The 19,347-nt window shown below is 54.8% G+C and carries 19 protein-coding genes and 4 tRNA genes; 8 read left to right on the forward strand and 15 right to left on the reverse strand.

Annotated elements, in window-relative coordinates; translation table 11 throughout:
• Positions 1-82: 82 nt before the first annotated feature.
• The 6 genes from H5T64_09055 to H5T64_09080 all read right to left on the reverse strand — a co-directional run bounded on the left by H5T64_09055 (position 83) and on the right by H5T64_09080 (position 1,867).
• Positions 83-155, reverse strand: a tRNA-Trp gene (locus tag H5T64_09055).
• A 10-nt stretch (positions 156-165) separates the two neighbouring features.
• Positions 166-330, reverse strand: coding sequence for a 50S ribosomal protein L33 (gene rpmG, locus H5T64_09060; GenBank protein MBC7264487.1), 165 nt, complete (start codon positions 328-330; stop codon positions 166-168).
• Between the two features lie 35 nt (positions 331-365).
• A complete protein-coding gene (gene tuf / locus H5T64_09065; protein ID MBC7264488.1) occupies positions 366-1,568 on the reverse strand; it encodes an elongation factor Tu in 1,203 nt (400 codons plus the stop codon).
• Between the two features lie 38 nt (positions 1,569-1,606).
• A tRNA-Thr gene (locus H5T64_09070) sits at positions 1,607-1,682 on the reverse strand.
• Positions 1,683-1,696: 14 nt separating this feature from the next.
• A tRNA-Tyr gene (locus H5T64_09075) sits at positions 1,697-1,778 on the reverse strand.
• Positions 1,779-1,793: 15 nt separating this feature from the next.
• Positions 1,794-1,867: transfer RNA gene (locus tag H5T64_09080), tRNA-Thr, on the reverse strand.
• A gap of 272 nt (positions 1,868-2,139) precedes the next feature.
• Between H5T64_09080 and H5T64_09085 the strand changes: the two genes are divergently transcribed.
• From H5T64_09085 to holA, 3 genes are all read left to right on the forward strand, one after another.
• The gene (locus H5T64_09085; protein ID MBC7264489.1) at positions 2,140-2,994 is read left to right on the forward strand and encodes a 3-hydroxybutyryl-CoA dehydrogenase; all 855 of its coding nucleotides are present in this window, start codon (positions 2,140-2,142) and stop codon (positions 2,992-2,994) included.
• Positions 2,995-3,153: 159 nt separating this feature from the next.
• The gene (locus H5T64_09090) at positions 3,154-3,648 is read left to right on the forward strand and encodes a hypothetical protein (protein ID MBC7264490.1); all 495 of its coding nucleotides are present in this window, start codon (positions 3,154-3,156) and stop codon (positions 3,646-3,648) included.
• 5 nt (positions 3,649-3,653) lie between these two features.
• Positions 3,654-4,655, forward strand: coding sequence for a DNA polymerase III subunit delta (gene holA, locus H5T64_09095; protein ID MBC7264491.1), 1,002 nt, complete (start codon positions 3,654-3,656; stop codon positions 4,653-4,655).
• Between the two features lie 58 nt (positions 4,656-4,713).
• On the opposite strand, the gene H5T64_09100 is transcribed toward holA, so the two are convergent.
• Genes H5T64_09100 through H5T64_09115 form a run of 4 tightly spaced genes read right to left on the reverse strand, consistent with a single transcriptional unit; the run spans position 4,714 to position 6,681 of the window.
• Complete coding sequence (locus H5T64_09100; GenBank protein MBC7264492.1) at positions 4,714-5,001, reverse strand: hypothetical protein; 288 nt, start codon at positions 4,999-5,001, stop codon at positions 4,714-4,716.
• Positions 5,002-5,003: 2 nt separating this feature from the next.
• Positions 5,004-5,348: a hypothetical protein gene (locus H5T64_09105; protein ID MBC7264493.1), complete on the reverse strand. Its 345-nt coding sequence runs from the start codon at positions 5,346-5,348 to the stop codon at positions 5,004-5,006.
• A complete protein-coding gene (locus tag H5T64_09110) occupies positions 5,345-5,587 on the reverse strand; it encodes a hypothetical protein (protein ID MBC7264494.1) in 243 nt (80 codons plus the stop codon). The genes H5T64_09105 and H5T64_09110 overlap by 4 nt, the downstream gene beginning before the upstream one ends.
• Complete coding sequence (locus H5T64_09115; protein ID MBC7264495.1) at positions 5,584-6,681, reverse strand: DNA translocase FtsK; 1,098 nt, start codon at positions 6,679-6,681, stop codon at positions 5,584-5,586. Before H5T64_09115 ends, H5T64_09110 begins: the two co-directional genes overlap by 4 nt.
• 236 nt (positions 6,682-6,917) lie before the next feature.
• Between H5T64_09115 and xseA the strand changes: the two genes are divergently transcribed.
• Together xseA and xseB are read left to right on the forward strand one after the other, a co-directional pair.
• Positions 6,918-8,147, forward strand: coding sequence for an exodeoxyribonuclease VII large subunit (xseA, locus tag H5T64_09120; protein ID MBC7264496.1), 1,230 nt, complete (start codon positions 6,918-6,920; stop codon positions 8,145-8,147).
• Positions 8,134-8,388: an exodeoxyribonuclease VII small subunit gene (gene xseB / locus H5T64_09125; protein ID MBC7264497.1), complete on the forward strand. Its 255-nt coding sequence runs from the start codon at positions 8,134-8,136 to the stop codon at positions 8,386-8,388. The genes xseA and xseB overlap by 14 nt, the downstream gene beginning before the upstream one ends.
• Here xseB and H5T64_09130 read toward each other — a convergent pair.
• The 5 genes from H5T64_09130 to xerD all read right to left on the reverse strand — a co-directional run bounded on the left by H5T64_09130 (position 8,359) and on the right by xerD (position 14,994).
• On the reverse strand, positions 8,359-9,534 hold the full coding sequence (locus H5T64_09130; GenBank protein ID MBC7264498.1) for an efflux RND transporter periplasmic adaptor subunit: 1,176 nt from the start codon (positions 9,532-9,534) through the stop codon (positions 8,359-8,361). The genes xseB and H5T64_09130 overlap by 30 nt on opposite strands.
• A gap of 19 nt (positions 9,535-9,553) precedes the next feature.
• Positions 9,554-12,349, reverse strand: coding sequence for an alpha/beta fold hydrolase (locus tag H5T64_09135; protein ID MBC7264499.1), 2,796 nt, complete (start codon positions 12,347-12,349; stop codon positions 9,554-9,556).
• Entirely contained in the window at positions 12,342-13,070 is a 729-nt protein-coding gene (locus H5T64_09140; protein ID MBC7264500.1) for a hypothetical protein, read from the reverse strand. The genes H5T64_09135 and H5T64_09140 overlap by 8 nt, the downstream gene beginning before the upstream one ends.
• Before the next feature lie 170 nt (positions 13,071-13,240).
• A complete protein-coding gene (locus H5T64_09145; GenBank protein MBC7264501.1) occupies positions 13,241-14,089 on the reverse strand; it encodes a purine-nucleoside phosphorylase in 849 nt (282 codons plus the stop codon).
• Positions 14,086-14,994 carry a site-specific tyrosine recombinase XerD gene (gene xerD, locus H5T64_09150; protein MBC7264502.1) on the reverse strand — a complete coding sequence of 303 codons (909 nt, stop codon included), beginning with the start codon at positions 14,992-14,994 and terminating at the stop codon, positions 14,086-14,088. Before xerD ends, H5T64_09145 begins: the two co-directional genes overlap by 4 nt.
• A 400-nt stretch (positions 14,995-15,394) precedes the next feature.
• Between xerD and recA the strand changes: the two genes are divergently transcribed.
• The 3 genes from recA to rny all read left to right on the forward strand — a co-directional run bounded on the left by recA (position 15,395) and on the right by rny (position 19,285).
• Positions 15,395-16,531 carry a recombinase RecA gene (recA, locus tag H5T64_09155; protein MBC7264503.1) on the forward strand — a complete coding sequence of 379 codons (1,137 nt, stop codon included), beginning with the start codon at positions 15,395-15,397 and terminating at the stop codon, positions 16,529-16,531.
• Between the two features lie 515 nt (positions 16,532-17,046).
• Positions 17,047-17,697 carry a RecX family transcriptional regulator gene (locus H5T64_09160; protein MBC7264504.1) on the forward strand — a complete coding sequence of 217 codons (651 nt, stop codon included), beginning with the start codon at positions 17,047-17,049 and terminating at the stop codon, positions 17,695-17,697.
• A gap of 52 nt (positions 17,698-17,749) precedes the next feature.
• Positions 17,750-19,285 (forward strand): ribonuclease Y, encoded by a 1,536-nt coding sequence (gene rny / locus H5T64_09165; protein MBC7264505.1) that lies wholly within the window; start codon positions 17,750-17,752, stop codon positions 19,283-19,285.
• The last annotated feature ends 62 nt before the right edge of the window (positions 19,286-19,347 follow it).

Here is a 19,347-nt window from a genome sequence, read left to right on the forward strand (position 1 = left end):
TCTCTTTTTTAGCCACAGAAAACCTTCTCTCGTTGATTGCGGCTTTGGCGGGAGTCATTCCGCTATGCGCTCACAAAAAAGGCAGGCGAGGCAGGAATCGAACCCGCAACCTACGGTTTTGGAGACCGTTGCTCTGCCAATTGAGCTACTCGCCTGCGCAGCCCCTTACCGCTGTTCGCGGTGTTCCGTGTGCTTACGGCAACGGGGGCAATACTTTTTCAACGTAAGGCGGCCCGAATCGTTCTTGCGGTTCTTTTCCGTCGTATAATTGCGCTCTTTGCACTCGGTGCAGGCGAGCGTAATCACGATGCGATTTTCTTTTTTCGCCATGGTATCAACACCCCAATTGGGCTATCGTAGTATTATTACTCGACGATTTGCGTGACGACGCCGGCACCCACCGTGCGCCCGCCTTCACGAATGGCAAACCGCGACCCAACCTCCAACGCCACCGGCACGATCAACTTTACCGTCAGGTTCGCCCGATCCCCAGGCATCACCATCTCCACCCCGGGGTCCAGGATCACCTCCCCCGTCACGTCCGTCGTCCGAATGTAGAACTGCGGACGATACCCCTGGAAGAACGGCGTGTGCCGACCACCCTCTTCCTTCTTTAAGACGTATACCTCGCTCCGAAACGTCGTGTGCGGCGTGATCGACTTCGGCTTGGCCAATACCTGCCCACGCTCTACCTCGTCCCGCTCAACCCCGCGCAGCAGGCACCCAATGTTATCCCCCGCAATCCCTTCGTCCAACGTCTTGCGGAACATCTCTACGCCCGTCACCACCGTCGTCCGTACGTCCGGCCGTAGACCCACGATCTCTACCGTGTCCCCTACCTTCACCCGACCACGCTCTACACGCCCCGTCACCACCGTCCCACGCCCTTTGATCCCAAAAACGTCCTCTATCGGCATCAGGAACGGCTGATCCACCGCTCGCTCCGGCGTCGGAATGTACTCGTCTACCACCCGCAAGAGTTCCCAGATGCAGGCATACTCCGGCGCGTTCGGATCCGTCGAGGGGCTTTCCAGCGCCTTCAACGCCGACCCCCGCACGATCGGTATGTCCTCCCCAGGAAAACCGTAGGTCGAGAGGAGTTCCCGCAACTCTAACTCCACTAACTCCAGCAACTCCTCGTCTTCCATCATGTCTACTTTGTTCAGGAACACCACCATCGCCGGCACCTCAACCTGCCGCGCCAATAGAATGTGCTCCCGCGTCTGCGGCATTGGCCCGTCCGGAGCACTCACCACCAAAATCGCCCCGTCCATCTGCGCCGCACCCGTGATCATGTTCTTGATATAGTCCGCATGCCCAGGGCAATCCACGTGCGCATAGTGCCGCTTCTCCGTCTCGTACTCTACGTGCGAGATCGAGATCGTCAGCCCACGCGCTTTCTCCTCCGGCGCATTGTCAATCTGATCGTAGGCTAAAAAGTTCGCCATCTTCTTCAGCGATAGCACCTTCGTGATCGCCGCCGTCAGCGTCGTCTTCCCATGATCTACGTGCCCAATCGTCCCTACGTTCACGTGCGGCTTCGTCCGCTCAAACCTCTGCTTCGCCATCCTTGTCTCCTCCTATTGAAACGGGCCTAACCTCTTGATGGAGCCCACGATGGGATTTGAACCCATGGCCACGTCCTTACCAAGAACGTGCTCTACCGGCTGAGCTACGTGGGCAATCACAAAAAAGGTGGGCAGGGAAGGATTCGAACCTCCGAAGGCTGAGCCAACTGATTTACAGTCAGTCCCCTTTGGCCACTTGGGTACCTGCCCTTACAAGCAACGCGGAGCCGACGGTGGGACTTGAACCCGCAACCCGCGGTTTACAAAACCGCTGCTCTGCCGCTTTGAGCTACGTCGGCTTGTTTTTATTATAACCACAATGGCAAAGCGGTCAAGTCGGCGGGATAGTATAATCTTTTCCCTCGAATTGTCAAATCATCAACGCTGGGAACTGCTAAAGGCTGATGCAATTTGTGGATTGGCAGCAAATTGACTATCATTGGGTGCGAATGATGGAAAATCGCGGCAAGCACAAATTAGTGGCATTCAAGCATGTGTAAAGAGAAGTCACATCTCTTGGACCATTGATGGCTAACATGTCCTACACACAACCAAGGAGGTAAAAGGGGGAATGAGCATCAAGAAAGTGGGAGTTGTGGGCTGCGGACTCATGGGCTCGGGTATCGCTGAAGTTTGTGCTAGGCAAGGCTATAGTGTTGTAGTCCGGGAGGTGAATGAGGAACTCCTGGATAAAGGTCTGAATAGCATTCGAAAATCGTTAAGTAAAGCAGTCGAGAGAGGCAAAGTATCTCAGGAAGACGCCAACGCTGCGCAGGCGCGGATCAAAGGGACCACCCATATGGAGGATTTGGCGGACAGGGATTTGATAATCGAGGCCATCGTCGAGAATATGAGCATGAAGAAAGAGGTTTTCGCCACCCTAGACAGGATTTGCCCGCCTCACACCATCTTGGCAAGTAACACCTCATCGCTTTGCATCACGGAGATGGCAGCAGTGACCAAGCGCGGAGATAAAGTCCTTGGCTTGCACTTCTTTAATCCAGTGCCAGTGATGCCCCTGTTGGAAATCGTACGCACTATTCTGACCAGCGACGAAACCCTGAGCGTTGCTCAGGAGTTTGGAAAATCGCTGGGCAAGACTACCATCATAGCCAAGGATACCCCGGGGTTCATCGTGAACCTGCTTCTGGTGCCCTATTTGCTGGATGCTATCCGCGCTTTGGAAAGCGGCATCGCCAGTCGCGAGGATATTGACAATGCCATGAAACTAGGCTGTGGCCATCCCATGGGCCCCCTAACACTCGCCGATTTCGTGGGTCTGGATACAACCTATTATATCGCCAACGTAATGTTCGAGGAGTTTAAAGAGCCTCGTTATGCTCCGCCTCCGCTGCTCAAACGTATGGTATTAGCCGGACACTTGGGACGTAAATCGGGCAAGGGATTCTACGATTACCCCTCATAGATTAAGGGAGAGTGGCCAGCAAGTGTCACATTCCGACCACTTATAAACGTTAAGGCCGGCGGGATGTGCTGTGCAGAGTAGGCTAAGGCTTGACCAAGATCAAACCAGCGGCAGGCCAGCACGTCCATTCGGGTTCTCATTAAGAGGGATATCTTACTCATGAAATGGCCATCAGCCATCGAGAAAATACGCCGCAACCATGCTCTGGAACATGCCACGATCCACATCTTGAGCCAGCGATGTCCACGTGCTCAACTCATTGGGCACAGTGACGCTGACGGATTTGTTATCTACGGTCACGTACCCACGGAGATCGTCGCTGCTACCGCATCCGAAGCGCTGGCACGTTTGCAAGCCGGTGAACGCGATTTAGCCGTGCACCCACGCTGTGGGACCAATTTGGCAATGGGTGCTCTTCTGACCGGGGCAACCTCATTCCTGGTGATGAAAAGCAGTGCCAAGCGGAAGATGAGTAACCTACCCGGTGTGCTGCTGGCAACGACGTTGGCGCTAATGGCGGCACAACCGCTGGGCTTGAAAGTGCAGGAGCTCATTACCACTTCCGCTAACTTGGATACGGCACTCATTGCGGACGTGAAGCGCTACATTCTCAGAGGTTTGACAGTTCACCGGGTCTTCGTGCACCACGAGTGAGAGCGATGTTTTATATATTGCACGGCGAGGATGAATTCAGCCTCCACGAAGCACTGACCACAATGCGCGCGAAGATGGGTGAGCGCACGCTCGCTGACCTCAACACAACCGTGCTGGATGGCCGCAAACTTACCTTGACTGAACTGATGAACGCCTGTAATGCCATTCCTTTCGTGGCCAAACGGCGGCTGGTCATTGTGGAGAATTTCGCCTCGCGCCTCGAAGGGCCTCCACGAGGGCAGGGCAAAGCCAGGGGCGTGAAAGCAAACGATGAACTGCTTCAAGCGCTGAGGGAATATCTCCCCAAAATGCCGGAAACCACGCGACTGGTCTTCGTAGAGAACCATACTCTAAGCCCCCAGAACCCACTGTTGGAACTGGCCCAGCAAGAAAAAGGCGGGTATGTCAAAACATTTGAGCCACCCAAGGGCGATGCGCTCACAAAGTGGATTGTGGAGCGAGTGAGAACAAAGGGCGGGGAGATCGAGGTTGTAGCAGCGACAGAACTAGCAAATTTCGTGGGTAATGACCTGAGGAAACTGGATCAAGAGTGTGAAAAACTCGTCCTTTATACCGCTGGAGAACGCACCATCACCACGGAAGATGTGTGCCAATTAGTGAGCCACGTGCAGGCCGCGAGTATCTTTACCCTGGTGGATGCCCTTGGGCATCGCGAGCGCGAACGTGCAATGCAGTTGTTACATGAGCAATTAGACCGGGATGCCACGCCCCTTTATCTGTTCTCTATGATCGTGCGCCAATTCCGCATCCTCTTACAGGTGAAAGAACTACTGGGTCATGGGCTGTCGCCAGCAGAGATTCGAGCGAAACTGGGTATTAGCAGCCAGTTTGTGGTAGACAAAGCGGTGGCGCAATCACGACAGTTTTCGATGGAGCGCTTGGAATGCATTTACCAACGCCTGGTGAACACCGACGCAGACATCAAGACGGGCTGTATGCCGGAGATACTGGCTTTGGATTTGCTTGTGGTAGACCTGTGCCGTTAGGGCAACAAATGGATCAGGCACCACCTCGAGCCTGATCCATTTGTGCGTAGTGAGCGACTTATCTTCTGCGTTGTACTCCGAGCCAGAAATGATGGGGTGGAATATGTGGAACAGCGAGCACCCTTACCCCATTTTGCTCCAGCGTGTTCCCATTAAGTGTCATCGGGTTCACATAGCAGATGTTCGGCCGTCGACCGAATTTCTGCTCATAGCGCTGCGCTGCCGCTGTGATCTTAGTCCCCAAGTCGCGGCGCGGATCGTCGTCGAACCAGAGCAACCCTGCCTCCATCGGTGGCGCTCGCTTGCCCAATTCCAAGGTACCGGATCGATCCGTCAAAGAGGTCAAAGTCAATCCTCCCCGATTACCCGGAAATCCCGTGGGGCGCCATGCTCGACCATTGGCGGTATATAGGACGACGGGAACATCTCACGCGGCGCCGGTGTTCCCCCTTGGATTACGATCACCGGCGGATATTCTCGCTGCCTGAGGTGGTCTTCCGCGCTCTCTTCCCGGGCTCGCATCCGGTGCGTCACAACCAGGACTAATACGCTCATCGGGATGGCGGCGATCACTCCACAGGCTACCCCTACTACCACCGCCATAGCCTCCGCGCTCATGCGATTCCCTACCACAATGGCCAACGCCACTGCAAATACGACGCCTATCACTGCCACTGTTGCTCTACCGCTCATGGTATCTGTTTCCTCCTGCTCTCACACCAAGGACGTGGATCTACACCTTGGCTATCCAGAAGTTTCCCATCTACTCCCAGGGCTACGGCCACGCTCCATAACGCGGCCGCGAAACCCTCCTGATAACCCTGTATGAACTCGTCCTCCCGCCTCATAGTCGAAACGCTCGTCCGGCATAACGCTGCCACCGAGCGAAGGATATTTGCGATATCGTCTCGGAACCAGATGTCTGTGCTCACGGTTTCACCTGCCTTCCGCCGGACGTCAGGCGGTCTCTCACTAATGTCTTCATGGGTAACCATGGCTTCACATCGCCAGCCACAGCCTTCCCCATGTTCAAATTGGTCAGTACTTGAGCGATCTCACCCTCCGAAATGAAAGCAGCCTGCAGCCTCGTTACCTGGCCCTTGGCTACTATCAGGAAATCGCCACGACCCAATAGCCGCTCCGCACCTGTTCCAGCCAGACCCGAGGCGACCTTTGCATCCTCGGGACTCGTGACGCTGCCTACAATACGCACAGGGAAATTCGATTTGACTAGGGATCCGATCACTGCCACGGTCGGCTTCTGGGTGCAGGCAACAAGATGCAAGCCCGCTTCCCGCCCCCGTTGGGTGAGCCGTGTGAGTGCTTCTTCCACTTCAGCCCCGCCCACTAAGATGAGGTCGGCGAGTTCATCGATGAAAATGACGACCCGAGGGGAATCAATTCCCATTCGATCGCGGCGTTCCATCTCGGCCACCAGGCCACGCAAGCGCTCCGGAGCAGCCCAAGGGTCGCGCACCACAGGGAATAACAGGTGGGGCAGATTATCCAAGGGTGCAAAGCCACGACCTTTGGGATCAAACAGGGCCAACTGCAGTTCTCGTTGGCGGCTGTGAAGGGCCAAGGAAATGATCATAGCCCGAGCGAGAGCGGTTTTGCCAGAGCCAGTGGTGCCGGCCAGAAGGACGTGTGCCACATCAGGGCTGGTCAGGTTGAGGAGAATGGGCACCCCAGTTTCGTCAAGCCCAAGCACTGGCGTGCAGGGTGGAACAAAGGCGAGTTGGTCGAGCAACGGAAGCAGGCGAACCGCAGCGGCTTCAACGCGGGGAATCTCCACGTTAAGGGTACCCCCATTGCGTATGATCCGGCAGGAAGGCACACCGAGGGAAAGAGCGATTTCCTCGGAGAGAGCCTGGATTCGTGCCAGACGAGTGCCTAAGGCAGGGGAAAGATGGTAGCGAACGAAGCGCGGTGTGACGACCCCTCCCCATACCTGGGTGGGGAGATGGTGGGAGGCCAGGACCATCTCAATCCGGTCGGCTTGGAATTCGAGATCTTGACGGCGCATAGTGCTCCTCCTAATTGCAAACGAATTGCGTGTCTCTGGTGGCTGGATAGAACAAATGTTCTATTACGGCCCCATTATAGCAGAACATTTGTTCTTTGTCAAGTGGAGCATGTTGAGTGCATTGAAGCGTTTGTAGACGTTGCATAGCTTGTGGTACAATGGCGGTAAGTGCTTGGGCAGTGCACGACCATATTTTAGGTTGTCGATTCTGGGTAGGCTGTTTTCAGGGGTCTGCATTGGAAATCTATTCTGTCAGTTACATTACGCGTTACATCCGCGAACTCTTTGAGGTGGATTTCACTCTCCAGGATATCTGGATAAGAGGTGAGGTTTCCAACCTGACACAGGCGCCCTCTGGACACGTCTATTTCACTCTGAAAGATGAGGCCGCGCAAATTCGCTGCGTTCTCTGGCGATCACAAGCGGCGCGCCTCACCCAGTTGCCTCGCGATGGCGATGGTGTTGTGGCCCACGGGCGCGTCAGCGTTTACGAAGCCCAGGGAGTTTACCAATTCTACGTAGATATGGTGCAACCAGTCGGAGTGGGGTTGCTGTATCTCCAATTCGAGGCTCTTCGAAAAAAGTTAGAATCCGAAGGACTGTTTGCACCGGAGCGAAAGCGCCCGCTACCACCCTATCCACAGCGCATTGGTGTGATAACATCACCCATCGGTGCGGCCATCCGTGATATCCTGCATGTGCTGAGACGGCGCTACCCCATTGCTGAAGTCATCTTGGCCCCAACTTTAGTGCAAGGTGACGAAGCCCCACCACAGATTGTGGCAGCGCTCCGCGCTTTGAACGACTACCCCGACATAGAAGTGATCATTTTGGCCCGGGGAGGCGGATCCATAGAGGAATTGTGGGCATTTAATGATGAACGGGTGGCGCGAGCCATCGCCGCGTCACAGATCCCGGTGGTCACAGGAATCGGACACGAGACGGATTTCACCATCGCCGACTTCGTGGCAGACTTGCGTGCGCCAACTCCCACCGCCGCAGCAGAGATGGTTGCGCCCGAGCGCACATTAATGCTAGAGACCATCACGCGGTATGGTCAGCGCTTGGAACATCTGATGGAACAGCGAGTGCGAGAAGGCGAATTGCGCTTGGGCACACTGCGAGCGAGACTAGGGCGTGCCTCGCCCCAGGCGATACTGGAGGGATATGCGCAGCGCCTGGACGACATAACACGGACGATGATGTCCATGATGGAACACGGCCTGAGCCTGCGCCAAGAGCGGTTGGCTGGCCGAGCGGCGCAACTCCAGAGCTTGGACCCGCAACATATCTTGGAGCGCGGCTATGCAGTTGTATCGCGGACCGACTCGGGAGAGGTTGTACGCCGACGCGGTCAGGTTGCATCTGGGGATGGTATCCAGGTGCGAGTAAGCGATGGACACTTCAGAGCCACCGTGGACAGCAAAGAGAGTGAGCGAGGTCAAAAACAAGATGGGGAACTATAATTTTGAAGAAGCGATGAGACGGTTAGAGGAAATCGTAGACAGGCTCGAGAGCGGTGAATTGTCGTTGGAGGAATCTCTGGCGCTCTTCGAAGAGGGCATGAAACTGACTCAACACTGCTCCAGCCAGCTGGAGCAAGCCCGGCTCCAGGTGCGCCAATTGGTGATTGGATCTGGCGGCATCATGGGTGAGGAACCATTTGAGGCAGGAGACTCAGGGGAGGAGAACAACGTCACCCTCTGAAAGGCCACTCAGGATTTCCACGCTCACCTGGTTCGACAGCCCGGTTATTACCTCAACCTCCTCACGCCGATCGCCGCGCAACACCGTCACAACTTTGCGTCGTCCTACACTCTGAATAGCGCGGCTCGGGAGAAGCAAGACGTTCTCTTTTGCTAATGTGGTGATAATCAAATCAGCATTCATGCCCACCCGCAATGGGAGCGATGCCTCTTCGAGACGCACGAGGGCCTCATAGACCGTGCTCCCGCGCTGGGTCGTGGCAGCAGGAGCGAGGCTAACCACCTCGCCAGACAGTTCCTCTTCCGGGAACGCATCGAAGCGAACGCTCACCTTCTGCCCGGGGGCGACCAATGCCACGTCGAGTTCATCCACATAGGCAACAATCTGCAATTCTGATAGATCGGCCAAACGGATCACAGGGTTGAAACCGTACACCATCTCATCAGGCCGGATGCCAATGCTAAGGACGGTGCCTGCAAACGGTGCGCGAAGTTCAGCCTCCGCCAGCGCAGAACGAGCCCGTTCTAAGGCCAACTGTGCCAATTCCACCTCCTTGTTCAGAGCATCACGCTGCGCGGCACTGGGCCCTTGGACTACCTTCTCAAAGTTCGCTTTCGCAATTTGGTAATCCTGCTTGGCTACTTCCAGCTGGATAGCCTCGGCACTCGTCGCTGCGTCTGGCTGATCCGCTATCTCATCGTAGGCTGCTTGAGCTGCGTTCAGCGAGATAATCGCTTTGCGCAAAGCCGCCCGGGCAGCCTCGATTTCAGCAGCAGTTGGCCCTAAGAGAAGAGCATCACGCTGGCTCTTGCGGATAGTGAGGTTCAACTCGGCCTCTTGCACCTGGCGCGCGAGGTCATCGGCTACCAGCGAGGCCAGCAACTGCCCATTCTCCACCGCCTCGCCAGCCCGTACTTTGACCTCTTTGACCTGGCCCCCTACTTTGAATGCCAAGTTAGCCTCACGGATTGGCTGCACCTGTCCTACCACTTGCACGGTGGCAGTGATAGGGCCACGATGCACTGTCACTGTTTCTAATCTTGGCCGGGTGCAAGTCCGTATCGCAACTAGCACGGCAATTAGAATTGTGACGATCACCAAAGCGAGGAGGAGAAAACCCCGCGGTATGGAGACCTTGTCGCTCATATGCGTTTCTCTCGGTCTGTTATTCAAAGGCTATACACGAATATGGCCCAATGTTGACAATACCATAAGCGCTGTCCAACGCTACAGCAGCACTAGATGCGTCTAACAATATGACCTCCGCCAAATGATATGGGCCATCGCGCCCACTGGCGCGGATGAGACTTCCTGGAAAGGGCAAGGAAACAGACTGTTTTCCTGCGTTGAGGTCGACGATTTGATTTACTCCGCAGACCTCATTTCCCTCCGGATCAGTTAGAAGCCCCCATAGCAGGAATTTCCCCGCCTTTGTTACGTCCAGGCCTACGTTTACGATCAATGCGTTCCAGAGCCCATCGCCATCTTCGTCTTCCACACGAACCTCAAATACTCCGGTCATTGTTGCTGTTTCAGGGGAGACGGTGAAAGTGATTTCCTGCCCGCGTGCATAGCCAAGCCCTGAACGCGTGCCTTCGGCCGTGACAAAGACGAGGTAATAACCACCTAAGGTCGTCTCATCGAACGTGTTTGCGTACAAACCGTCGTTCGCCTCACCATCCCCGTGTGCCCCATCATCGAAAAGTTGCAGGCGGATGCGCTCTCGATTCGGTCTGCCAATTTCCGCCCACACCTGCGCGCCGGATACACTAACGCCTCGGTCGCACAAGGTTGCAGAAATAAGCACTGGTGTGCTTTTCCGACACCACTGCGGCGCGATTGCCACATCCAAAGTGAGGGGTGAGTCGAGCGCGACATAGAAGGCAAAGCCCACCGGTGTGGACCCCGTATCCTTGCGGGATATGTTCACGGTCCATTTGCCAGGCTCTGGCTGTTTTATTAAGCAGGCGACAAAACTCGCTGGGCTGTAGCTAAGGAACTGCACGGCATCCGTTTCCTGTGCCCACTGCGCATCTATTGCACGTCCATTGGGATCAATTAGAGAGAGGGACCACTCGCCTGAATAGCCGCGCAAGTAGAACTGAGCCGCGCTCGCCGCGTCTATGGGGACGGTACAACTGACACTTTGGCCACCACGCACCTCTCCAGAGATAAACGGCGTGTGCACTGCTTTGGGCGGCTCAGCGCGCATAGGTGCAGGAGAAGGCGAGGGCGGGCCATAGCGCAGCGCTTCACGCAGATAGTGGTCGTAGGTGTCAGACGGCTCTAAGTAACTCCGCACACCAGTCAAGATAGTTTCTGCCGACCAGGCGTGAACATCCGGTGTGGTGATATGTGTGGTACTGGGGCCATCTAAGGCATGGGCGCTCCAAGCCGAAACCAATCCGTCGCCGGGCGTGATGTATTCGAAAATGGATGGCAGGGGATCACCACGTGCTTCACCGGCGACGAGAATATACGGAACCTTATAGGTATTGCAGTGTGTAGCATTCCAGAGCAACACGTGTTCCGGCAAAAGTTCATAGATAGAGGGCTCATCCGTCCACTCCAAGGCCTGACGCAGCACGAATGGGTACCACTGGCGCACACCAGCGTGCGGAGTGCCCATAGTGTAGACTGCCGCTACATCATTTCGGTAAAGAGAGGATTCGATATAGGCCCGCGCGTTTAAGCCCCCCATGCTAAAACCAATGATATTCACTTGATCAGAGCCAGTCTCTTTCTTGGCTTGTTGGATAGTCTGCGCCAGACTCGCAGCGTTTTCCAGCATCGTGTTCAGCGGGCTGATCCCCCGTGCATAATAGACCGGGAAACCATCGCGCTCCAACCAGGAGGCTAAGAAACGAAATTCGCTGTCTTCCAGGCGGTCACTCTCCGGTCCATGCCAACCATGGACGAGGATGACGGGTAGTAATTCCTGTGCGGGCAACGGATGACCTGTATAAACGCGTAGTCCGTCAGACAACGTGCCTACCCAGATCTCACCGTTCATGGCGATAGCCACCGCACTGCAATAGCCCGTTGGCAGACCCTCTGTAACCCATCCCGCCCCCTCTAAATACGCCATACCCCCTGCTGTCGCAGCCCAGATTATACCCTCGGGCCCTAACGCTAAGGTGTTCACCTGAGGGTGAGGCAGGCCATCGCTGACACCATAGTGATGCTCTCGGTGCAGGTCATTAGCCTGCAGGCAACTCACTCCTTCCTCTGTAGCCAACCAGACATCGCCATTTGCCGTAACCAATATGTTGTTAACCCGATTATGCTCCAATCCCTCGGCCGTATAGATAGGCGTCCAGCGCTGGCCATCGAATCGGCGGATGCCCTCGCCCTGGATGGCTATCCAGACGGTACTATCTGATCCAGCAACCAATGCATCCACATAATTGCCGCCCAGTGCTCCGGCGTTGTAGCGTGTCCACCGGCCGTTGGAGGAGCGACGAGAAACGCCACCACCATGTGTAGCCACCCATAGCGTACCGTCAGGTGTCAAGTCGAGGTCAGTGACGAAATCATTGCTTAGGCCGGAGTTGCTTTGATTGTACGTCGTCCACTCCTGCCCGTCGAAATGGCTGACGCCCCCGCCATAGGTTCCGACCCATATCCCCCCCTTACCATCTGGGACAATGTCCACGACCCAGTCGTCGCCCAGGCCATGCACGTGGGAATATGTGGTCATACGGCTGCCAGCAAAACGAGTGATCCCCTGTGTTGTCCCTATCCAAATGGTCTCGCCATCCAGTGAGATACAAAAAATGGTGTTGGCGGCTAGCCCATGACGAGTGGTATAAGTAGTCCAGGCTCGCTGAGGGGCGTTCGCAAGGGCAAGGGGGCAATAACATAGCAAGAAAATGGAACCCAATAGCACGCATAGGCCGTGATGGATTGGCAGCAAGGACGTGCTACCTCGTCTTCTTGCCAAGACGAACCGCTTATTCACTGATGGTGACTCTTACCTCACAAGGTGGGCCGAAATTGCCAGTAATATCCACTACCGTGAGGCGTAATTTGTACACGCCCCGGGGGAAACCACTCACGTCCCATGTCCCTAGCAAGCCATTTGAGACGGGTTCACGGTGTACTTCGCCAACGCTATTCCAAGCCTCTGGATTATCGCCCAATCCGTATTCGATCTTGTAGAACTGAAACCGTTCAATGGAAGCGGTCCCAACGATTTGGACGACCCCTGAAAGTTGTGCATCCCACGCTGGGGAGGTGATGCAAACGCCAGGATTAGGACATGGCGCAAGCCGTAACGGCGTAGGCGTGTACGTTGGCATAGGTGATGGCAACCCTGGTGTGGGCCGGACCCGTGTGGGTGTTGGCGGGCCTGCTGTCGCGCTCGGTAATGGGGTGCGTGTAGGCGGTACGATAAGGAAAGGGCTAGTGGGCGTGGCCTGCGCAATGGTCGGCAACTGTACGCCGGGTAAAACGCGAAATTCGAGAATTGTAACTGCCGCTATCAGTATTAGGATGGCCACCAATGAGGTAACGGATCGCATCTCCCGGGCCGTGGCCATCTCTTTCTCCAGGCTGAAGATGGTTGCCGCTCTCTGTCGCCGTGCAGCAAGTAATTCATAGATAGCCCAGAGAAGGGCTACCAGACAGATCAAATAGACCCAAACGACGTATTTCTGAAAAATAGCAAGAACCTGGCCCACAGCATGCCCCCGACCAGCACCAGACAATCTCAAGGCAATGGTATTCTAATTCAGAACGCTGTGGAACGCAAGCCAGTTCCTCTGCAAAGCACGTTTACAAAGAAACCACCCGTGGTAATTCAGGGTGGTATCCTCGCAATACTTTCAAAATACGGCTTTGCGAATTGGCTTTAATCCAACCTCTGGAGTACACCCCGGATGAGCGCAGACAATCGGATAGCGAGTTGCTTCCCTGCCTCTAGAACTTCTTCGTGGGTCAGTTTGCCGCCGCCATTGATGACGTTGCTGATACCCGAGATGCCTAACACGCACATCCCCATATGGCGAGCCACAGTGACCTCGTTAACTGTGGACATACCCACTGCATCTGCTCCAATCAAGCGCAAGAAACGAATGTCAGCAGGGGTTTCGAAACTGGGTCCCCCTAACATGATGTATATTCCTTGATGGAGAACGATGCCTTTGCTTTTGGCAACCTCGACGGCAAGACGCTGGAGTTCGGGGTCATAGGCTTGCGACATATCGGGGAAGCGGGGACCTAGTTGGGGGTCATTGGGACCGCGAAGGGGATTCAACCCCGCCATGCCAATTAAATTGATGTGGTCAGTAATAAGCATCAAATCGCCAGCATTGAACCGGTAGTTCAATCCCCCAGCAGCATTGGTAACAATCAGGGTTTTCACGCCCAGGAAGTGCATTACTCGAATGGGGAACGTAGTCTGTTGCATCGAATAGCCCTCATAAAAGTGGGCTCGACCGCGCATAACAAGCACTTCCTTTTCTTCCAGTTTGCCAATCACTAGGTCGCCAGGGTGTCCCTCCACAGTCGCAACTGGAAAATGCGGGATCTGATGGTAGGGGATGATATCTGGGTCCTGTACTTCCTCTGCCAGTCCTGCCAAGCCAGAGCCAAGGATGATGCCCACAGTAGGGTGATATGTAATCCGCGCGCGTAGGAAGTCCGTCGCTTCTTGGTACTCTGCCCGGGAGGGCGATTGAAGTATCACGTCCGCATTCATCCCTTGGCCCGGGGGTGCGCCTCATTGTAAACTTCTCGCAAGCGCTCGCTGCTCACTTGGGTGTAGACCTGGGTTGTGGCAATGTTTGCGTGGCCGAGGAGTTCTTGAACGTTTCGCAGATCCGCGCCCCCGCTGAGCATATGTGTGGCAAACGAATGGCGCAGGGTATGAGGAGTTACCGGCGCGGTGATGCCAGCCTCTTGAACGTAGTTCTTAACAATGAGCCATAGTCCCTGGCGGGTCAGGCGTTGACCTCGCTGGTTAAGAAAGATAGCCCTTTCATCGGGGTCCCTGAGCAAACGGATGCGTCCACGTTCCATGTATTCTTCTAAGGCTCTTGCCGCTCGGTCGTGGATTGGAATAACGCGTTCCTTGTTTCCCTTGCCGAAGCAGCGCACGCTGGCGGAAGCCAAATCCACATCTCCTACATTGAGGGCCACCAATTCGCTCACGCGCATCCCCGTGGCATAGAGCAGTTCCAAAATGGCTTTGTCGCGCAGGCCAGCGGCGGTTTTATCTTGGTTGGGAGCATCGAGTAGTCTCTCGATATCCTGAATAGAGATCGCCTTGGGAAGATACTTTTTCACCCGCGGGGAATCCAAGGTTGCCGTTGGGTCCTCTTGGATTTGCCCCTCCGTGTTCAGGAAATGGAAGAAAGACTTGATGGCCGCCACCTTGCGGGCTACAGTGGACGAAGCGTACTCGCGTTCGCTCTTGAGATACAAAATGTATTCCATCAAATGGTCTTTGCTTATCTGCGCCCAAGCATTGACACCGGGTTCGCCCCTGCGCTGGATCCAGCGCAAGAACTGGCTGAGGTCATTTTTATAGGCCACACGGGTATTCTCTGAATACCCCTTTTCTACCTTCAGAGAGGCGAGGAAACTATCCACTTGCTCCTGCATGATACGCACGCTCCTTCTCTATGATCAGTTTGCAACCTCGTGTACCTGGAGAGCGAAACCTTCCGGGCATTGGATGCGAATCTATTTTAACCATGACTTTGCATAAAGTCAAGTTGTCCAAGGGATGGAATGGAGCGCAGAACGCTTGCCCTTTACGCAGTGAATGTGGCCCTTTACGGGGACGTGTGAGAGCAGCCTTTGTTGGGTACTTTCAACGTCGGCTCATCTAATTTGCTAAACTGGCATTCTTCGTGTATAATTAGAACAAAATTTCTAATGATGAAATTTGCAAGTTGGTGCTGACGTATTTTCCAATCCTGAGGGCTTGCTTTTTCGCTGTTATTGTAGTAAACTATTAGTAGGATCGCCTCGCTAAGTGAGGGGTGGAAGGAGATGAGCCATGGGCGCCACAGAAGGTAAGGATAAGGCACTGGAGACGACATTGGCCCACTTACGAAAACGCTATGGTGACGGTGTAATTATGAAACTGGGCGAGTCTACCAGCCTGGACGCAGAGGCGATACCAACCGGTTCGATCTCATTAGACATTGCCCTGGGTATCGGAGGCGTCCCCAGAGGTCGGGTTACCGAAATCTACGGCCCCGAATCCTCGGGCAAGACGACGTTGGCCCAGCATATCATCGCCGAGGCACAGAAGGCGGGAGGGGTCGCAGCGTTTATCGATGTTGAACACGCCCTGGATCCTGGATATGCCGCTAAATGCGGTGTGGACGTAGATAATTTGTACATCTCCCAGCCAGACACAGGGGAACAGGCCCTAGAAATTGCCGAAGCCTTAGTGCGTAGCGGTGCAGTGGATGTAATCGTCATTGATTCTGTAGCTGCTCTCGTTCCGCGAGCGGAGATCGAGGGCGAAATGGGCGATTCACACATGGGTCTGCAGGCCCGCCTGATGTCCCAAGCGCTGCGCAAACTGGTCGGAGCGATCAAGCGTTCTAACACCGCGGTGATTTTCACCAATCAACTTCGCCAGAAAATCGGCGTTGTGTTCGGCAACCCCGAGACTACCACTGGGGGCAACGCGCTGAAGTTCTACGCTGCAGTCCGCTTAGATATGCGCCGCATGGAGGGCATCAAGCAAGGTGGTGATGTAATAGGTAATCGCACGAAAGTGCGAGTAAAAAAGAACAAACTGGCCCCGCCCTTTAAATCTGCCGAGTTCGATATCATGTATGATGAGGGCATTTCCCGCGAGGGTGATGTGCTGGATGTGGCCACGGAATTGGGCATCGTCGAAAAGCGGGGCGCTCATTATGCCTTCGGCGAGGTCCGTTTAGGTCAAGGGCGGGAAAACGTGAGGCTCTTCCTCAAAGAGAATCCCGACATCACCGATGAAATTGAGGCGAAGATACGCGCAACCGTGGGGCTTCCGCCCAAAGGCGAAAGCGGCCCTGCGCGAGTCTCCGCAGCGCTTGGCAAATTGCCGAAGGCCGAAATCAGCGATGAGGGCGAGCCTCTTGCCGAAGAGGGGTTATCTTACGAGGACGATTTCGAGGACGAAAATACCGATCTCTAGGGTTCTTTCGTAAGCAACGGATCGGGCGGTGGCCCGGCTGTTGGGAGACTATATATCTTCGGGTCTAATTTTATAGGCTAGGTCAGCCGCAGTACTCCCACTTGAGAAGAGATGGGGGAGCCAGTTCCCAATGGTGGGGGCTAATGTTTAGCGTTCTCTTCGAGTGCTTTGCACTGGACATGATCATGGCCCCAACCGAAGCATGGCCATTCACCAATCCTTACGGGTTGGATGTTTCATAACCAAGGGGTGAAGCGGACTCCGATTATTGAGCCTTTTCGGGCCCTGATCAACGTTTGAAAGTGCAAATACAACATCCTGGAAATGGTCCCAGGGAAACTACCTTGGCATCCAGCGAGAACGTGACAGAGAACATTGCAGTAGCGATCACCTTGGGAACCTGGACTGGTCTTAGGGTGTGCCTGCCTGCGACCAGATTAGGAACAACTGCGGCTGAAGGGTCGCAGTTGTTCTTATATCCCTAAGAATAAGAAGCAGAGAGTGCGGTTAACGCAATGCCGAAAGTCACAGCCCTGAAGAGGCAAAAAAAGAATGCTCACCGGGTGAATGTGTATTTAGATGGGGAATATGCCTTTGCTCTTCAGGATATTGTGGCCATATCACTGAAAGTGGGGCAGGAGTTATCGCCCAACGACATTCTTACCTTGAAAACACAGGATGTTTTTCAGCGCGAGTACGATCGCGTTCTGCATTACCTGAGTTACCGCCCGCGTAGCGTACGCGAAGTGCGGCAATACCTTGCTGACAGGGATGTGGAAAGCGGCATTGCAGATAACATCGTAACTCGACTACAGCGGGCTGGCCTATTAGACGATGCAGCATTTGCTCGATCCTGGGTAGAGAGCCGAGATTCGCTCAGACCTCGAGGCCGCTACCTATTGGCCCGAGAGCTGCGCCAGAAGGGTGTACCTGATGAAATCATCCAAGAGGCTTTGCAATCCGTGGAGGAGGAGAGGAGCGCCTACAGAGCAGGGGTAAACCGTGTGGGTGCACTGCAGGGGATGGATTATCCAACCTTTCGGCGACGGTTGGGCGATTTCCTGCACCGCCGAGGCTTTGGCTACGAAATCATCCGGGAAACCGTGCAGCGCCTCTGGCAAGAAATGCAGGAGGGCAAACTCGGCTTACAATCCAAACACTCCTAGGTCCCAGCACCTGGGTTATTCGATAAATTAAGGGGGAAAGCGAACAGTAATTATGGGAACCTCAACTATTACATTGATTCTGGAGAACTTGATCGTGGGCCTGGTGGCCCTGGCTTTGGGATTTTTCCTTAAACAATACCTTTCTGGCACTCAGTTAAAATCCAAAGAGGATGAGGCCAAGCGACTCCTGACTGAGGCACAGACGAAAGTCAGGGCCGCTGAACTGGAAGCGAAGGCGGTGGCACTCAAGATCCGCGAGGAGGCCGAAGCAGAAATCAAGCGCCACCGCATGGAATTGCAACGACAGGAACAGCGGCTTCAACACCGCCGGGAGAGCATTGAACATAAGTTTGATGCTCTCGAAAAGAGAGAGCGCAAACTCGAGGAACAAGAGAAACTATTAGAACGCGAGCGTGCTAAGATCGCTGAACTACGTCAGGCACAAATCTCAGAATTACAGCGCATCTCCGGTTTGAGCGCAGAAGAAGCAAAGACCTTGCTTCTGAAGAGTGTAGAAGAGGAAGCACGTCAGGATATGGCCAGGGTCATCCGTGAGGTGGAGGCGCAGGCGGAGGAGGAGGCGGAGCGCAAAGCGAGAGAGATCATTACTCTGGCTATCCAGCGCGTGGCCTCAGATCAAGTAACAGAGACCACCGTGTCCACCGTACCCCTGCCCAGTGATGAGATGAAAGGGCGCATCATAGGACGTGGTGGACGCAATATCCGGACCATTGAGAATATCACTGGCGTGGATTTGGTAGTGGATGATACGCCCGAAGCAGTGATCATCTCTAGTTTCGACCCTGTCCGGCGCGAGGTTGCCCGCGTGGCACTCAACAAACTCATTTTGGATGGACGCATCCACCCAGCGCGAATCGAGAAGGTAGTGCAAAAAGCACAGCAAGAGGTCGAGGCCATCATTCGTGAGGAAGGCGAGCGCGCTGCATACGAATGCGGGTTACCGGGACTTCATCCTGAACTGATCAAACTCCTCGGCACCTTGCACTTCCGCACCAGTTACGGGCAGAATGTGCTGCAGCACTCCATCGAAACAGCGCACCTGGCTGGCATCATGGCGGCCGAATTGGGAGCCGATGTGGCCTTAGCCAAGGAGGCCGCACTCTTGCATGACATCGGCAAGGCGGTGGATCATCAAGTCGAAGGACCGCACGCTCTGATCGGCGGCGACATTGCCAAACGCTTAGGCAAATCCCCTAAGATTGTCAATGCCATTGCCGCCCACCATGGAGAGGAAGAACCGCAGTCAGTGGAAGCTATCCTAGTGCAGGCTGCGGACGCCATCTCAGGCGCTCGGCCAGGCGCGCGTCGAGAGACGTTGGAGAGCTATATCAAACGCATCCAAGCGCTGGAGACGGTAGCGGATTCCTTCCCCGGGGTAGAGAAATCTTATGCCATCCAAGCCGGGCGTGAGGTGCGCATCATTGTCAAGCCGGAGGAGATAGACGATCTGGCCGCGATTCGGCTGTCGCGAGATATTGCCAAAAAAATAGAAGAGAGTCTCGAATACCCTGGTCAAATCAAAGTAACCGTCATACGCGAAACGAGGGCCGTGGATTACGCCAAATAGGAGGTGAAACATGGCAGTAGCAATGAGCGAAGACGATCTCACACTATCACCTCAGCAGTCAA

The sequence above is a fragment of the Chloroflexota bacterium genome, assembly GCA_014360825.1.
Lineage (GTDB): Bacteria > Chloroflexota > Anaerolineae > UBA2200 > JACIWT01 > JACIWT01.

Excerpts from the sequence above, each read along its gene's own strand:
- rpmG (MBC7264487.1), bottom strand. The coding sequence starts at position 330 with ATGGCGAAAAAAGAAAATCGCATCGTGATTACGCTCGCCTGCACCGAG.
- tuf (MBC7264488.1), bottom strand. The coding sequence starts at position 1,568 with ATGGCGAAGCAGAGGTTTGAGCGGACGAAGCCGCACGTGAACGTAGGG.
- H5T64_09085 (MBC7264489.1), top strand. The coding sequence starts at position 2,140 with ATGAGCATCAAGAAAGTGGGAGTTGTGGGCTGCGGACTCATGGGCTCG.
- H5T64_09090 (MBC7264490.1), top strand. The coding sequence starts at position 3,154 with ATGAAATGGCCATCAGCCATCGAGAAAATACGCCGCAACCATGCTCTG.
- holA (MBC7264491.1), top strand. The coding sequence starts at position 3,654 with ATGTTTTATATATTGCACGGCGAGGATGAATTCAGCCTCCACGAAGCA.
- H5T64_09105 (MBC7264493.1), bottom strand. The coding sequence starts at position 5,348 with ATGAGCGGTAGAGCAACAGTGGCAGTGATAGGCGTCGTATTTGCAGTG.
- H5T64_09115 (MBC7264495.1), bottom strand. The coding sequence starts at position 6,681 with ATGCGCCGTCAAGATCTCGAATTCCAAGCCGACCGGATTGAGATGGTC.
- xseB (MBC7264497.1), top strand. The coding sequence starts at position 8,134 with ATGGGGAACTATAATTTTGAAGAAGCGATGAGACGGTTAGAGGAAATC.
- H5T64_09130 (MBC7264498.1), bottom strand. The coding sequence starts at position 9,534 with ATGAGCGACAAGGTCTCCATACCGCGGGGTTTTCTCCTCCTCGCTTTG.
- H5T64_09145 (MBC7264501.1), bottom strand. The coding sequence starts at position 14,089 with ATGAATGCGGACGTGATACTTCAATCGCCCTCCCGGGCAGAGTACCAA.
- xerD (MBC7264502.1), bottom strand. The coding sequence starts at position 14,994 with ATGCAGGAGCAAGTGGATAGTTTCCTCGCCTCTCTGAAGGTAGAAAAG.
- recA (MBC7264503.1), top strand. The coding sequence starts at position 15,395 with ATGGGCGCCACAGAAGGTAAGGATAAGGCACTGGAGACGACATTGGCC.
- H5T64_09160 (MBC7264504.1), top strand. The coding sequence starts at position 17,047 with ATGCCGAAAGTCACAGCCCTGAAGAGGCAAAAAAAGAATGCTCACCGG.
- rny (MBC7264505.1), top strand. The coding sequence starts at position 17,750 with ATGGGAACCTCAACTATTACATTGATTCTGGAGAACTTGATCGTGGGC.